Annotated in this window: 11 protein-coding genes; 6 read left to right on the top strand and 5 right to left on the bottom strand. The window is 71.0% G+C overall.

Features of this window, described 5'->3' with window-relative positions:
• Positions 1–10: 10 nt before the first annotated feature.
• Positions 11–2,812, bottom strand: a complete 2,802-nt coding sequence (locus ACIQD6_RS27770; RefSeq protein WP_401887302.1) for a GMC family oxidoreductase — start codon at positions 2,810–2,812, stop codon at positions 11–13.
• Positions 2,809–3,306 carry a hypothetical protein gene (locus tag ACIQD6_RS27765; RefSeq protein WP_401887299.1) on the bottom strand — a complete coding sequence of 166 codons (498 nt, stop codon included), beginning with the start codon at positions 3,304–3,306 and terminating at the stop codon, positions 2,809–2,811. Before ACIQD6_RS27765 ends, ACIQD6_RS27770 begins: the two co-directional genes overlap by 4 nt.
• A 239-nt stretch (positions 3,307–3,545) precedes the next feature.
• Between ACIQD6_RS27765 and ACIQD6_RS27760 the strand changes: the two genes are divergently transcribed.
• Positions 3,546–4,220 (top strand): formylglycine-generating enzyme family protein, encoded by a 675-nt coding sequence (locus ACIQD6_RS27760; RefSeq protein ID WP_401887296.1) that lies wholly within the window; start codon positions 3,546–3,548, stop codon positions 4,218–4,220.
• A gap of 131 nt (positions 4,221–4,351) precedes the next feature.
• On the opposite strand, the gene ACIQD6_RS27755 is transcribed toward ACIQD6_RS27760, so the two are convergent.
• Together ACIQD6_RS27755 and ACIQD6_RS27750 are read right to left on the bottom strand one after the other, a co-directional pair.
• A complete protein-coding gene (locus ACIQD6_RS27755; protein ID WP_401887293.1) occupies positions 4,352–4,522 on the bottom strand; it encodes a hypothetical protein in 171 nt (56 codons plus the stop codon).
• Between the two features lie 133 nt (positions 4,523–4,655).
• Positions 4,656–5,528 (bottom strand): undecaprenyl-diphosphate phosphatase, encoded by an 873-nt coding sequence (locus ACIQD6_RS27750; protein WP_401887291.1) that lies wholly within the window; start codon positions 5,526–5,528, stop codon positions 4,656–4,658.
• Positions 5,529–5,911: 383 nt separating this feature from the next.
• On the opposite strand from ACIQD6_RS27750, the gene mutA reads away from it, so the two are divergent.
• From mutA to ACIQD6_RS27730, 4 genes are all read left to right on the top strand, one after another.
• Positions 5,912–7,792: a methylmalonyl-CoA mutase small subunit gene (gene mutA, locus ACIQD6_RS27745; protein WP_401887288.1), complete on the top strand. Its 1,881-nt coding sequence runs from the start codon at positions 5,912–5,914 to the stop codon at positions 7,790–7,792.
• On the top strand, positions 7,792–10,014 hold the full coding sequence (scpA, locus tag ACIQD6_RS27740; RefSeq protein WP_401887285.1) for a methylmalonyl-CoA mutase: 2,223 nt from the start codon (positions 7,792–7,794) through the stop codon (positions 10,012–10,014). Before mutA ends, scpA begins: the two co-directional genes overlap by 1 nt.
• 4 nt (positions 10,015–10,018) lie before the next feature.
• Complete coding sequence (gene meaB / locus ACIQD6_RS27735) at positions 10,019–11,011, top strand: methylmalonyl Co-A mutase-associated GTPase MeaB (RefSeq protein ID WP_401887282.1); 993 nt, start codon at positions 10,019–10,021, stop codon at positions 11,009–11,011.
• Between the two features lie 506 nt (positions 11,012–11,517).
• A complete protein-coding gene (locus tag ACIQD6_RS27730; protein WP_401887279.1) occupies positions 11,518–12,582 on the top strand; it encodes an enoyl-CoA hydratase/isomerase family protein in 1,065 nt (354 codons plus the stop codon).
• 31 nt (positions 12,583–12,613) lie between these two features.
• On the opposite strand, the gene ACIQD6_RS27725 is transcribed toward ACIQD6_RS27730, so the two are convergent.
• Positions 12,614–13,330, bottom strand: a complete 717-nt coding sequence (locus tag ACIQD6_RS27725) for a TVP38/TMEM64 family protein (RefSeq protein ID WP_401887277.1) — start codon at positions 13,328–13,330, stop codon at positions 12,614–12,616.
• Positions 13,331–13,654: 324 nt separating this feature from the next.
• Between ACIQD6_RS27725 and tuf the strand changes: the two genes are divergently transcribed.
• The gene (tuf, locus tag ACIQD6_RS27720; RefSeq protein ID WP_401887274.1) at positions 13,655–14,824 is read left to right on the top strand and encodes an elongation factor Tu; all 1,170 of its coding nucleotides are present in this window, start codon (positions 13,655–13,657) and stop codon (positions 14,822–14,824) included.
• Positions 14,825–14,907 lie beyond the last annotated feature (83 nt).

The following is a 14,907-nucleotide window of genomic DNA, read 5'->3' as shown; positions in this document are numbered from 1 at the left end:
CGTATAGCGCTCAGGTCGCTCGCGGTACGTAGTACGGCCGGTTGTGAGCGGCGACCGGAGGCGACTGGTACGTCCACGCCCCGGCGGCCGGGGCGTCGCCGATGAGGGTGGTCAGGTCGGCGCCGATCTCCGACGACGCGTCGTGGACGCGCAGCCGCACGCGCTCGGCCGCGCCGTCGGCCAACGGCAGGTACTGGTACGGCTGGTAGACGTTCAGGGGGCCGGCCAGCGGGCGGCCCGTCGGGTCGGTGCCGTAGCCGGTGATGGGGGTGTTGTTGACCGGAAGACGGGGCAGCCCCCTCAGATCGGCCTCGAACGAGAACAGCGTCGACTCCCGGCGGTCGAGACCGTCACCGGACGGAGCGAGCGTGGCCTGTTTGCAGGTGACGGTCCATGTGTCGTCGCCGGCCGGGCCGTTGGGCGAGGGCATGACCGACTCGAACCACGCCGGATACTTGGGCTCTCCGAAGAGCAACGTGCCGGCCTCGATGGCCAGCGGGTTGTCGCACAGCACATGCAGCCGGGCGATGCCGAGCAGCTTGGTCTGGTCGAAGCCCTGGGCGAACTCCTCGTACGACAGGCGTGCGAGGCGGTCGGCGCTCGCGGTGGGGTGGGCGATGATGCTGTACTCGATCTCCTGGGTGATGCCGCCGCCGTTCGGATACTGAGCGAAGTACAGCTGGTAGTTGACGGTGACGCACGCCCGGCCGCCGAAGTCCGCGGCGGTCAGGTCGGGATGGCGCTTGGCGAGCATGTCGCGCACCGGGCCGGGGTCGACCAGGTAGTCCAGACCGATGTTGTGCAGGGCGCCGTAGTGGAAGGGCAGCAGGTACGGAGCCGTGACGGGCGGCAGCGTGAGGTCATGGGCCATGGGGCGGGACTCTCCTCGGACGGGACCCTCGGTCGGGCCGTGAAGGGGACGGGAAAGAGGGCCGTGGTCGGAACTCCGGCCGGAGCCCTGGGCGGGGCCGGTCCAGGCCGTTGTCGCGGGGGACCGCAGCCGTACCGCGTCACGCAGCTCGGTCAGGTCGCGGTGGATCCGCTCGGCGCTGCGCAGAGTGATCGCGGCCATGGTGAGGGTCGGGTTGGAGGTGCCGAGAGAGGGCATGCTGCCGCAGCCCACGGCGTACAGATTGGGGTGGTCCCAGCAGCGCTGCCAGGAGTCGACGACGGAATCGGCCGCGCGCTCGCCCATGATGTGGGTGCCCGCGCCGTGGCCCGCGCCCCGGTAGGCGTACGGCCTGCCCTCGTACTCGAACCACCCGGGCTGGAACGGCCCCGGCTCGTACCGGCTGTGGTCCTCCGCCCCGGCGAGGGCGAAGATCTGGTCGGAGACGGCCTTGGCCGCCGCCATGCCCCGCTTCACATGGTCGGACACGTCGTACGTCAGGACGGGGCGCGGACTGCCCAGCGGGTCACGGTGCCGGTGATCGAGGGTGACGCGGTTGGCGGGGTCGGCGCTCTGCTCCATCTCGAACTGGAACGCGAACTGGCGTCCGACCCGGTCCCTGAGAGCCTGCCGTAACGCCGTGCCGAACAGGCCTCGGCCGTCGGGCGCCGCCGGGTCCCCCTGGTGCAGCATGCTCGCGACCTCGTGGTCGGGCGGGCCGACGGCCCACACCCAGCCCCAGTTGCCGATCTCGACACGGAAGGGCGCGCGGACGGCGCGGGCCGGTCCGAAGCGGAACCCCTCCAGGCCGGAGGTGGACCCCGGACCTCGGTACGGGCCGGTCCGCTCGGGCATGAGGCCCCAGGTGAGCAGGACCGGATGGTCCATCAGGTTCCGGCCGACCTGGTCGCTGGAGTTGGCGAGACCGGAGGCGAGCAGCAGCCGCGCGTTCTCGATCGCGTGGGCGGCCAGTACGACCACGCTCGCGCGCACCGTACGCCGGGTGACAGCGGCGGGGCGCGCGGGGTCGTCGTACCGCTGATACTCGACGCCGGTGATCCGGCCGGTGGGGTCCGTGAGGATCCGGTCGACGACGGCGCGGGTGAGCAGGGTGACGCCGGGGGCCCAACGGTCCTGTGTACGCCGCGGTGTGTACTTCGCGCCGGTGGGACAGATGGGGATGCAACTCGCGCTGCCCTCGCAGACGGGCCCGTGTTCGTCGGTGGCCGAACTGTTGCGCGCCTGAGGCGTCCCCACGACCCGCAGCGCGGTCGGGTGCGGCTGCGACGGATCCTGGACGTGCTGACCGTCGAGCCGTTCGGCCAGCATCCGGTCGAGGTGGCTGGCCGGGACCGGACGGTGCGGGAAGGAATACCCCTCTGCGAAGGGCAGATCGACGTGTTCCCGCTGCTCGGCCAGGTCACCGGCCACGCCGAGTTCGCGTTCGGCGCCGCGGTAGTACGGCTCCAACTCGTCGTAGCCGATGGGCCAGTCGCGGCCGTAGCCGAGGGCGCCGGTACGGAAGTCCTCCGGGTGCATCCGCGGGGTGAGGCCCGTCCAGGCCGTGCCCGTACCGCCGTTGACCCTCAGATAGCCGCTCGAATAGGGGAGCGGGCCGTTCTGGACGAAGTACCCGTCGGCCCGGTAACCACCGCCGGGCGTGCCACCGAGGTCCGGCACATCAGGTGACGGGACGAGCGGATTGCGCGCGATCGCCGCGCCGGGGACCTTCGCCGGCGCCGACCGGTACCGGTCCAGGTCCACCGCCCGCTCATGGCCCTGGTCACCGTCGCCCAGGCCGGCCTCCAGCACCAGGACCCGCCAGCCGCGCTCTCCCAGTTGCTTCGCCACCAGCGATCCCGCGATGCCCGCCCCGACGATGATCGCGTCTATGCGCTCTTCAGCGTTCCGACCGCTGGTCAACGGGCCCCACTCTCGGTCGGGACACCGGCCGGCGGCCTGGCCCAGGAGCCGTGGCCGGGCGCCCCGGTGCCGGGCGCGTCACTGCCGAGACAACGCCAGACCAGGCCTTCCGCGTAGGCACGGTCGGACACCACGTAGGGAGAGTGACTCGCCGTCATGTTTCCTTTGCGTAAGCCGTGTTCGGGAAGTCCGGGCCAGACGCCCAGGTACCAGAGGTGGCACACCGCCCGCGCGAGCTCGACCAGTTCCCCGTCCCCGTCCTTGCTCATCAAGGTCTCGGGCAGGCTCGCCGTATCGGTCAGCGCGGCGACGAGCCTGTCGTAGGACAGGGGACCGGCCTCCCGTAACACGGTCGACCGGTAGATCTCCGCCATACCCGTCTCCGCGAGTTCGGCGGCGTCGAAGCCCGTCAGCGCGACGGAGAGGCCGATGAACCGCTCGGCGTCCTCCCTTTCGCGTGCGGACGTGACGCCGCTGGAATCCGTACCGTTCATCCGGTGTCCCCGCCGTTCGCTGACGCCATCGGCCGAATCCCCCTCCTCCGGGTGTGCGCCACCCAGGCCAACTACACGCGCTGCGATCCTTACCTCTCCACCTTCTCGTTCATGCGCCGAAGCCGGGTCGCTTGGAAGGAATCGCCATGAACGAGGGGCCTGCGGCGCTACGTTGCCCCGTAAGACCGACCGGTCTAAATTGCGAGGGGCGTACACGCGGGGCGTGTGATCATCTGCTCATGGATGTGAGTGCGGTGAACGAGATGATCGCCATACCGGCGGGACAGGTGACGCTGTCGGACCGGCGAACGCGGCGCAGTTGGCCGGTCGAGCTCGCGCCGTACCGGCTCGCGGCGGTTCCGGTCACCCAGGCGCTGTACGAGCAGGTGACCGGGGCGCGGCCGAGCACCGCGCAGGGCGAACGGCTGCCCGTCGAGGGTGTCTCATGGCTGGACGCGGTCCGGTTCTGCAACGGCCTGTCCCAGCACGAGGGGTTGGCGCCCGCGTACCGCCTTCACGCCGAGGCCGAGGGGGTCGCCCGGGACGCGTCCGCCGACGGATACCGGCTGCCGACCGAGGCCGAGTGGGAGCACGCGGGACGGGCCGGCACGACCGGCGCGCGGTACGGAGAGCTCGACGAGATCGCCTGGCACCGCGGCAACTCGCAGGAACGCGTGCACGAGGTGGGCGGCAGACAGCCCAACGCGTGGGGCCTGTACGACATGCTGGGCAACGTGTGGGAGTGGTGCTGGGACACCTACGACGCCGAGGTCTACGGCACCTACCGGGTGCTGCGCGGCGGCGGGTGGTTCGACGAGCCCTGGAGCTGCCGGGCCTCGGTGCGGCGCCGCAGCCACCCGACCTTCCGGATCGACGACGTGGGGTTCCGCGTCGCGCGTTCCCTCGTGGGCTGACGCGCGCATGCGAGGCCACCGGTAACAATTCACCGGACAGAAATGACCCCCCGGACAAGAATGAACCGGGGGGAAAAGAATGAAAGGGCGGCCGACAAGAAGAGGAGTGACCGGGGCCGCCGACCGGTTCGCTAGGCGGCCTCGTCGATGTCGTCGTGGAGGGCCGCGGCCCACTCCAGCAGCAGTACTTCGTACGCCTCGGCGGGCCACGTTCCGTCGGCCGCGTCGACGAGCGCGCGGATCCGATCATTGGCCGCTACGGCACCAGAAGCCGAGGAAGCGGATGCGGAAGTGAAGGACATGTGACAACCCTAGAGGCAGTAACGGCGCCGAAACACCGTTCTGGGCGCGTCCTTGCTCACACTTGACCCACACCTGACCACTCGTGGCACGCCGTCCGACCACTCGTGGCCCGTTCCCCCGGCCGGGCGTCCGTCAGCCGCCCGACTCGCCCGCGTGCGGGCTCAGGGTGTCCGTACCGACCAGGACGAACAGCGCGATCCCGAGCAGCACCCGGTAAATCACGAACGGCATAAAACTCTTCGTCGTGATGAACTTCATGAACCAGGCGATAACGGCATATCCCACCACGAACGCGACGAGCGTGGCGAAAATCGTCGGCCCCCACGACACATGGCCCTCTCCGGCGTCCTTGAGTTCGAAGACACCCGAGGCGAGCACGGCGGGGATCGCGAGCAGGAACGAATAGCGGGCCGCCGCCTCGCGGGTGTAGCCCATCAGCAGGCCACCGCTGATCGTGGCACCCGAGCGGGAGACGCCCGGAATCAGCGCCAGGGCCTGGCAGAAGCCGAAGATCAGACCGTCCTTGACCCCCAGATCCCTCAGCGACTTGCGCTCCTTGACGGCACGGTGCCTGGCGGCGGTCTCGTCACGGGCCGCGAGGCGGTCGGCGACGCCGAGGACGATGCCCATCACGATCAGCGTGACCGCGATCAGACGCAGATCACGGAACGGCCCCTCGATCTGGTCCTTGAAGGTGATGCCGAGCACGCCGATCGGGATCGAGCCCACGATCACCAGCCAGCCCATCTGGGCATCGTGGTCACCGCGCATCTCCTTGTTCGTCAGAGAGCGGAACCACGCGGAGATGATGCGGGCGATGTCCTCGCGGAAATAGATCAGGACGGCCGCTTCCGTGCCGATCTGGGTGATGGCGGTGAACGCCGCGCCCGGATCGTGCCAGCCCGCGAAGGCCGCCGTCAGGCGCAGATGCGCGCTGGACGAGATGGGGAGGAACTCGGTCAGCCCCTGGACGAGCCCGAGGATGAAAGATTCGAACCAAGACATGAAGTGCTACGCCGTCCAAGAAATGGGTGTGCACCGGCCGGCGGGGACCACGGCGCGGTGGCGGATTGAGGGGCTGAGGATCGAGGTCGTGCGAAGCGTAACGTCCGGGGGTTACGGGACGGCGGCAGCTCGTGGAGCCACAGGGATACGTCAGGCGTACGGCGGGCGCGCGCCAAGCGCGCGCCCAAGCACGAGCCCGAGCGCGAACAGGGGCGCGGGTGAGGCGGGAGCGGGCATCGGACAGCAGGAGACCGACCGGCGACACGCGGCGTCGTACACGGGGTGCGCCTTGGGAAAACCTTGACTCCAGCTCGTTATTGAGAGGGATAGGTCACAGCCGTGTGCTCTGCTGCTCATTCGATGCGCTGACCTAAAATCTGGCCATGACGGTCCTGCCTGAGAACGGGCTTTCCCTGGCCGCCGAATTCCCCGATGCGACCCGCGAACAGTGGCAGAGCCTGGTGGAAGGCGTTCTGCGCAAAACGGGTCGGGACGCGGCGGGGACGGCAGCCGAAGAAGCCTTGTCCACACAGCTCCAGGACGGGCTCACCACCCGTCCGCTCTATACCTCGGAGGACGCCCCGGGCGACGCGGGCTATCCGGGCTTAGCTCCCTTCACCCGGGGCGGACGCCCCGAGGGAGCCGCGGTCTCCGGCTGGGAGGTACGGCAGCGCCACACGCGCCCCGACCCCGTACGGACCAACGAAGCCGTGCTCAGCGACCTGGAGAACGGGGTCACTTCCCTCTGGCTCTCCGTCGGATCCTCCGGCGTCCCCGTGTCCGGGCTGGCCACGGCGCTCGAAGGGGTCTATCTCGACCTGGCGCCGGTCGCCCTCGACGCCGGAGACGAATTCGGGCCCGCCGCAGCCGAGTTGTTCAGGCTGTACGACAAGCGTGGCGTCGAGCGGCACACAGCCCGGGGCACCCTCGGCGCCGACCCGGTCGGACAACTCGCCCGTACGGGAGGGGAAACGGCCGAAGAGGCGATCACGGAAGCAGCCGGACTCGCCGCGCTCTGCCACCGCGAATACCCCGGACTGCGCGCCATCTCCGTCGACGCGCTCCCCTACCACGAGGCCGGGGCCTCCGACGCGCAGGAACTGGGCTGCTCGCTCGCCACCGGCGTCGGCTGGCTGCGCGACCTCACCGCGGCCGGACTCTCCGTCGAAGCGGCCTGCGCCCAGCTCGAATTCCGTTACGCGGCCACCGCCGACCAGTTCCTCACCATCGCCAAACTCCGGGCCGCCAGGCGGCTTTGGGCCCGGGTCGCCGAGGTCTGCGGCGCCCCCGCGCACGCCGGGGCGCAGCGCCAGCACGCCGTGACCTCGCCGGTCATGATGACCCGGCGCGACCCCTGGGTGAACATGCTGCGCACCACGGTCGCCTCGCTCGCCGCCGGACTCGGCGGCGCCGACGCCGTGACCGTACTGCCCTTCGACCACGCCCTCGGACTGCCCGACGCGTTCGCCCGCAGGATCGCCCGCAACACCTCCACGATCCTGCTGGAGGAGTCCCACCTGGGACGGGTCATCGACCCGGCAGGCGGCTCCTGGTACGTGGAGGCGCTCACCGACGAACTCGCCCACGCGGCCTGGACATGGTTCCAGGAGATCGAACGCGCGGGAGGCCAACGGGCCGCCCTGCGCGACGGAATGATCGGCGAACGGCTCGCCGCCACCTGGGCCGACCGCACCACCCGACTGGCCAAGCGGCGCGAACCCATCACCGGCGTCAGTGAGTTCCCCCAGATCGACCAGGACCCGGTCGAACGGGACACACCTCCCGATCCGCCCCGCGGCGGACTCCCGACCGTCCGCCGCGACGAGGCGTACGAGACGCTCCGCGCCCGGTCCGACGCACATCTCGCCGCCACCGGCACCCGGCCGCGCGTCTTCCTCGCCGCACTCGGCCCGGCCGCCGCCCACACGGCCCGCGCCTCCTTCGCCGCAGGCCTCTTCCAGGCCGGCGGGATCGAGCCGGTCCACGACCCGGTGTCGGTCGACGCGGACACCGCGGCCGACGCCTTCACCCGCAGCGGCGCCACCGTCGCCTGCGTCTGCTCCAGCGACGCGCTCTACGCCGACCAGGCCGCGCCCGTCGCCGAAGCGCTCAAATCGGCGGGCGCGGCACGGGTATTCCTCGCCGGCCGGCCCGGCGAACAGCGTGAGACCTATGAACGGGCCGGAGTCGACGAGTTCGTCGTCGCGGGCGGCGACGCGATCGCCGTCCTCACCTCCGTCCTCGACCGGATGGGAGTGGCGTGATGCGGATCCCCGATTTCTCCGAGATCGAGCTGGGCCCCGGCGACCACGCCGCGGCCACCGAGGACCAGTGGCGTACAGCCGTCAAGGAAAACACCGGGCGGGCGGACCACGACCTGCTCTGGGAAACCCCCGAGGGCATCGCCGTCAAGCCGCTCTACACCCAACAGGACCTGGCGGGGCTCGACTTCCTCTCCACCTACCCCGGCATCGCGCCCTATCTGCGCGGCCCGTACCCCACGATGTACGTCAACCAGCCCTGGACCATCCGGCAGTACGCCGGATTCTCCACGGCCGAGGAGTCCAACGCCTTCTACCGGCGCAATCTCGCCGCCGGACAGAAAGGCCTGTCGGTCGCCTTCGACCTGCCGACCCACCGCGGCTACGACAGCGACCACCCCCGGGTGACCGGCGACGTCGGCATGGCAGGCGTCGCCATCGACTCCATCTACGACATGCGCCAGCTGTTCGACGGCATCCCGCTCGACCGGATGAGCGTCTCGATGACGATGAACGGCGCCGTGCTGCCCGTCCTCGCCCTTTACATCGTCGCCGCGGAAGAACAGGGCGTACCGCCCGAGAAGCTGGCCGGGACCATCCAGAACGACATCCTCAAAGAGTTCATGGTCCGCAACACCTACATCTACCCGCCGACGCCCTCGATGCGGATCATCTCCGACATCTTCGCGTACACCTCGCAGAAGATGCCCCGCTACAACTCCATCTCCATCTCCGGCTACCACATCCAGGAAGCCGGCGCCACGGCCGACCTGGAGCTGGCCTACACCCTCGCCGACGGCGTGGAGTACCTGCGCGCCGGCCTCGGCGCCGGCCTCGACGTCGACGCGTTCGCGCCCCGGCTCTCCTTCTTCTGGGCCATCGGCATGAACTTCTTCATGGAGATCGCCAAACTCCGGGCCGCCCGCCTCCTCTGGGCCAGGCTCGTCAAGAAGTTCGACCCGCAGAACGCCAAGTCGCTGTCCCTGCGCACCCATTCGCAGACCTCCGGCTGGTCGCTCACCGCGCAGGACGTCTTCAACAACGTCACCCGTACCTGCGTCGAGGCCATGGCCGCCACCCAGGGCCACACCCAGTCCCTGCACACCAACGCCCTCGACGAGGCACTTGCCCTGCCCACCGACTTCTCCGCCCGCATCGCCCGCAACACCCAACTCCTGCTCCAGCAGGAGTCCGGAACCTGCCGGGTGACCGACCCCTGGGGCGGCAGCGCGTACGTCGAGAAGCTCACCTACGACCTCGCCCGGCGCGCCTGGCAGCACATCGAAGAGGTCGAGGCCGCCGGCGGCATGGCCAAGGCCATCGACGCCGGAATCCCCAAACTCCGGGTGGAGGAGGCGGCGGCCCGCACCCAGGCGCGGATCGACTCCGGACGCCAGCCCGTCATCGGCGTCAACAAGTACCGGGTCGAGACCGACGAGAAGATCGACGTACTCAAGGTCGACAACTCCTCGGTACGCACCCAGCAGATCGAGAAGCTCCGCCGCCTGCGCGCCGAACGCGACGAGAACGCCTGCCAGGACGCGCTGCGCGCACTGACCGCGGCGGCCGAAGCGGGCCCCGGCCCCGGCCTCGAAGGCAACCTGCTCGGACTCGCCGTGAACGCGGCCCGCGCCATGGCGACCGTCGGGGAGATCTCCGACGCCCTGGAGAAGGTGTACGGGCGCCACTCCGGCCAGATCCGTACGATCTCCGGTGTGTACCGCAACGAAGCAGGCACCTCCCCGGCCGTCGAACGCACCCGCGCGGCCGTCGAGGACTTCGAGCAGGCCGAAGGCCGCCGCCCCCGCATCCTCGTCGCCAAGATGGGCCAGGACGGCCACGACCGGGGCCAGAAGGTGATCGCCACCGCCTTCGCCGACCTCGGCTTCGACGTCGACGTCGGCCCCCTGTTCCAGACGCCCTCCGAGGTGGCACGGCAGGCGGTCGAGGCGGACGCGCACATCGTCGGCGTCTCCTCGCTGGCCGCCGGACACCTCACGCTCGTACCGGCACTGCGCGAACAACTCGCCGCCGAGGGCCGGGAGGACATCATGATCGTCGTCGGCGGGGTGATCCCGCCCCATGACATCGAGGAACTGCACCGGGCCGGCGCAGCGGCCGTCTTCCCGCCGGGCACGGTGATCCCGGACGCGGCGCGCGACCTGCTGGCGGGGCTCGCCACCTCGCTGGGCCACGAGCCTCTCGCCACCGGCACCGAGCGGTGAGCGCGTGCCACCACGGATCGACATCGCCGCCTACACCAAGGGCGTACTGGACGGCTCCCGTTCGTACATCGCCCGAGCCGTCACCCTCGTGGAGTCCACCCGCCCCGACCACCGCAAGCTCGCCCAGCAACTGCTGACCGAACTGCTGCCGCACGCGGGGAAAGCACGCCGCATCGGCATCAGCGGCGTCCCCGGCGTCGGCAAGTCCACCTTCATCGACGCGCTCGGGACCCTGCTCACCGGCCTCGGCCACCGGGTCGCCGTCCTGGCCGTCGACCCGTCCTCCAGCCGGACCGGCGGCTCCATCCTGGGCGACAAGACCCGGATGGAGCGGCTGGCGGTGGACCCGGCGGCGTTCGTCCGCCCCTCACCCACGGCGGGCACGCTCGGCGGGGTCGCCAAGGCGACACGCGAAACCATCGTCGTGATGGAGGCCGCCGGGTACGACGTGGTGCTCGTCGAGACCGTGGGTGTCGGCCAGTCCGAGACCACCGTCGCCCAGATGGTCGACTCCTTCCTGCTGCTCACCCTTGCCCGCACCGGGGACCAGCTCCAGGGCATCAAGAAGGGCGTGCTGGAACTGGCGGACGTCATCACCGTCAACAAGGCCGACGGCCCCCACGAACGCGACGCCCGCTCCGCCGCACGTGAACTCGCGGGCGCGCTACGGCTGATGCATCCGGCGGACGCGGCCTGGACGCCGCCGGTGCTGAGTTGCAGCGCGCGCGAGGGGACCGGTCTGCCGGACGTCTGGGAACGGCTCGAACAGCACCGGGCGGTCCTCGACGCGGACGGCCGCCTGGAACGCAAGCGCCGTGACCAGCAGGTCGACTGGACGTGGTCGATGGTCCGGGACCACGTTCTGGACCGGCTGCGGGAGGACCCGGGGGTACGGGAGCTGGCGCCATCGCTGGAGCGGGAGGTACGGGAGGGGCGGCTGACGGCGACGCTGGCCGCGGAGCGGCTGATCGAGGCGGTGGCCGCTTGGCGCGGTTGAGTCGAGTGGGTGGGGTGTGGTGCCGGTGCGTGGTTGTGTGCGGGTTGTGGCCGGTGGCCGCTCCGGGGTCATGTCCTGCACTGCATGCTGTGCCTTCCCGGGGGACACCCCCGGACCCCCTACGGCGCGTGCGGGTCTCGTCGTCGGCTGACTGGCCGGTGTGCGCCACACATCACGCTTTACGTTCCGGACACGACCCCTGCGCGGCCCCCTTCACCGCCCGCTACAGACCACCCCCGCCGGGCAGGCGGGCGGATGAGGTGTACCACCGGGCGGCAGGCGGGGATCCGGCGGGAGGGGGTCGGGGTCGCAGGAGGTGACGTGTCCGGACGTAGAGCGTGATTTGTGGCGCACACCGGGCTGCACCCGGAGAACAAAGCCGCACGCGCCGTAAATCATGCAGTCCGGACATGCGCCTCCGGAGGCCCCGGCACCCGCACCCACCACCCACCGCACGGGCCTGGCCTGATACTGGCCGGGACGTATCGGACCAGGGAAGGAACCGGATGGCTCACGAGGAACCCGTACTGATCGGCCGGGTGGGCCACCTCGCCCACATCACGTTGAACCGCCCGCGCGCCCTCAACGCCCTTACCCGTCCGATGGTGCGGAGGATCGCCGAGGCGCTGACGGAGTGGGAGCGGGACGACAGCGTCGCCGCCGTGGTCATCTCCGGGGCCGGAGAGCGTGGGCTGTGCGCGGGTGGCGACATCCGCGTGATCTACGAGGACGCGCGCACCGGAGGCGGCGAGTCGTTCCTCTTCTGGCGGGACGAGTACCGGCTCAACGCCCGTATCGCCCGCTACCCCAAGCCGTATGTCGCGCTGATGGACGGCATCGTGATGGGCGGCGGAGTCGGTGTCTCGGCGCACGGTGACGTACGGATCGTCACCGAGCGGTCCGCCGTCGCCATGCCCGAGACCGGAATCGGCCTGGTCCCCGATGTGGGCGGGACGTATCTGCTGTCCCGGGCGCCGGGCGAGCTGGGCACGCATCTCGCCCTGACCGGACGGGCGGTGGGCGCCGCCGATGCTCAACTGTGCGGGCTCGCGGACCACTTCGTACCCGCGGACCGGCTGCCCGCGCTGCGTGGTGAACTCGCCGACGGGGACGTACGGGAGACGGTGCGGCGGTACGAGTCGATCGCGCCGGAAGGGCGACTCGCCGCGGACCGCGAGTGGGTCGACGCCTGTTACGCGGCCGATTCGGTGGAGGAGATCGTCAGCGGGCTGCTCGGTCACGGACACCCGGCGGCGAAGGAAGCCGCCGAGACGATCCTGACCCGGTCGCCCACCGCCCTCAAGGCGACGCTGGCCTCGCTGCGCCGGGCCCGGCGGCTGACGACGCTGGAGGAGGTGCTCGACCAGGAATTCCGTGCCTCGTGCGCCGCGCTGGCCACCCCCGATCTGCCGGAGGGCGTCCGCGCCCAGGTCATCGACAAGGACCGGACGCCCCAGTGGTCGCCGAGGGAGCTGGGACAGGTCACGGACGCGGACGTGGCACGGTTCTTCGCCCCGCCGCCCGGCGGTGACCTCGGGCTCGCCCCGTCCTCGCACGCCGTACGACCCTGAGAGGACAGGACCCGCCGGCGGGTTCGCGGGGTCAACGGCCGCCGAGGTGGTGGCGCTTGCGCCAGGCGACCACCGCGGCGGCCAGGCCGGTGACCACGATGAAGCCCATCGCGAGCAGGAACGCGGGCGATGTCGGCGCCGTCGCCCGGCTGCCCGCGACCACGTACGCCGCGGTGTTGGGGACGGAACCGATGCCCGTCGCCAGCAGGAACGGCGCCCACCCCATGCGCGAGACGGCGGCGCAGTAGTTGGCGGCGGCGAACGGCACCCCGGGGAACAGCCGGATCGCCAGCATCGACCGGAAGCCGTGGCCGCTCAACTGCCGGTCGGCGGCGGTCAGCCAGCGTCCCCGCAACAGCGGGCGCAGCGCCTCCTGCCCCAGGAAGCGGCCGAGCCCGAACGCGATCCCCGCGCCCAGCACCGTCCCCGCGAGCGAGGCGGCCAGTCCGAACTGTGAGCCGAAGAGCGCGCCCGCCGCGAGGTTGAGCAGCGGGCGTGGGACGAACGCGACGGCGCACATTCCGTACGCCACGGCGAACAGCACCACGGCGGCGCCCCCGCCCACCCCCGCCGGCCAGCCGTCCGTCAGCAGTCTCTGCGGCTCGTACAGCAGCACCAACGCGGCTGCCGTGCCCAGCATGACGAGGAGCAGGGAGAACCGCGACCAGGGCGAGAGCAGCACCCGGGCGTAGCGGACGGACCGGGCGGAACCCGGGTCCGGAGACGGCCGGGCGGCGGTGTCGAGCATTTGGGGAGAGTAACCGACGTGTGCGGGTGATCGCCGTGATGCGCCTCCCACGCCGCCGGAAAACCATTCGACGCCGTCCGCGCCATGGGCCAGGATCAGCGTCATGTCCCGGTACGCCTTCCTCGCAGCGCCGTCCGCAGTCGCGGACGCGCCGAAGGCTGCCGCATTCCTCGCCCACGCAGCGGCGGCCCACGCGGCCGCGGCAGCGGCGCCCTTCGGCGGCGCCCGAAGCTGACCCTTCCCGGAACGTCCGGCGGACCCCACAGGGGGAGGGTCGGCAAGGCTCAGGGGTCCCGCTCACGCTTCGAGTCCGAGTAGGGAATCATGCCCAAGACGGCATACGTGCGCACCAAGCCGCACCTCAACATCGGCACCATGGGCCATGTCGACCACGGCAAGACCACACTGACCGCCGCGATCACCAAGGTCCTCAGCGACCGGGGGACCGGCACCTTCGTCCCGTTCGACCGGATCGACCGGGCGCCGGAGGAGGCCGCCCGCGGGATCACCATCAACATCGCGCACGTCGAGTACGAGACCGACACCCGGCACTACGCGCATGTGGACATGCCGGGCCATGCCGACTACATCAAGAACATGGTGACCGGCGCGGCCCAGCTCGACGGGGCGATCCTCGTCGTCTCCGCGCTCGACGGGATCATGCCGCAGACCGCCGAGCACGTGCTGCTCGCCCGCCAGGTCGGCGTCAACCACATCGTCGTGGCGATCAACAAGGCCGACGCGGGCGACGACGAGCTGACCGACCTGGTCGAGCTGGAGGTCCGCGAACTGCTCGACGAGCACGGGTACGGCGGCGACGCGGCGCCCGTCGTCCGGGTGTCGGGCCTGCGGGCGCTGGAGGGCGACCCGCGCTGGATCTCGGCCGTGGAGGCGTTGCTCGACGCCGTCGACACGTATGTGCCGATGCCCGTCCGGTACACGGACGCGCCGTTCCTGCTCCCGGTGGAGAACGTTCTCACCATCACCGGGCGCGGCACGGTCGTCACGGGCGCGGTCGAGCGCGGCACGGTACGGGTCGGCGACCGGGTGGAGGTGCTGGGCGCCGAGACGGAGACCGTGGTCACCGGGCTGGAGACCTTCGGCAAGCCCATGGAGTCCGCGGAGGCCGGGGACAACGTGGCGCTGCTGCTGCGCGGCGTGCAGCGCGACGCGGTCCGCCGGGGGCACGTCGTGGCGGCGCCCGGAAGCGTCGTCCCGAGCCGGCGCTTCACGGCCCGGGTATACGTCCTCTCCGCGCGTGAGGGCGGCCGTACGACTCCGGTCACCAGCGGCTACCGGCCGCAGTTCTACATCCGTACGGCCGATGTGGTCGGCGACATCGACCTGGGCGAGGCGGCCGTCGCGCGCCCCGGCGACACGGTGTCCCTGACCGTGGAGCTGGGCCGTGACGTACCGCTGGAGCCGGGGCTCGGCTTCGCGATCCGTGAGGGCGGCCGTACGGTCGGCGCCGGCACGGTCACGTCGCTGCTCTGACCCGCAGCGTGCGAGGGCGGCCCGCGTCCGTCTCCCGTACCCGAGGGAGGCGGGCGCGGGGCCGTGCGCACTCGCCTTCGGGC

It is taken from the genome of Streptomyces sp. NPDC088400 (assembly GCF_044753355.1).
GTDB lineage: Bacteria > Actinomycetota > Actinomycetes > Streptomycetales > Streptomycetaceae > Streptomyces.
This window is presented reverse-complemented; position numbering and strand designations above follow the sequence as displayed.

Coding starts and splice junctions, on each gene's coding strand:
- ACIQD6_RS27765 (WP_401887299.1), bottom strand. CDS start 3,306: ATGAACGGTACGGATTCCAGCGGCGTCACGTCCGCACGCGAAAGGGAG.
- ACIQD6_RS27760 (WP_401887296.1), top strand. CDS start 3,546: ATGGATGTGAGTGCGGTGAACGAGATGATCGCCATACCGGCGGGACAG.
- mutA (WP_401887288.1), top strand. CDS start 5,912: ATGACGGTCCTGCCTGAGAACGGGCTTTCCCTGGCCGCCGAATTCCCC.
- ACIQD6_RS27755 (WP_401887293.1), bottom strand. CDS start 4,522: ATGTCCTTCACTTCCGCATCCGCTTCCTCGGCTTCTGGTGCCGTAGCG.
- ACIQD6_RS27730 (WP_401887279.1), top strand. CDS start 11,518: ATGGCTCACGAGGAACCCGTACTGATCGGCCGGGTGGGCCACCTCGCC.
- scpA (WP_401887285.1), top strand. CDS start 7,792: ATGCGGATCCCCGATTTCTCCGAGATCGAGCTGGGCCCCGGCGACCAC.
- ACIQD6_RS27725 (WP_401887277.1), bottom strand. CDS start 13,330: ATGCTCGACACCGCCGCCCGGCCGTCTCCGGACCCGGGTTCCGCCCGG.
- ACIQD6_RS27750 (WP_401887291.1), bottom strand. CDS start 5,528: ATGTCTTGGTTCGAATCTTTCATCCTCGGGCTCGTCCAGGGGCTGACC.
- tuf (WP_401887274.1), top strand. CDS start 13,655: ATGCCCAAGACGGCATACGTGCGCACCAAGCCGCACCTCAACATCGGC.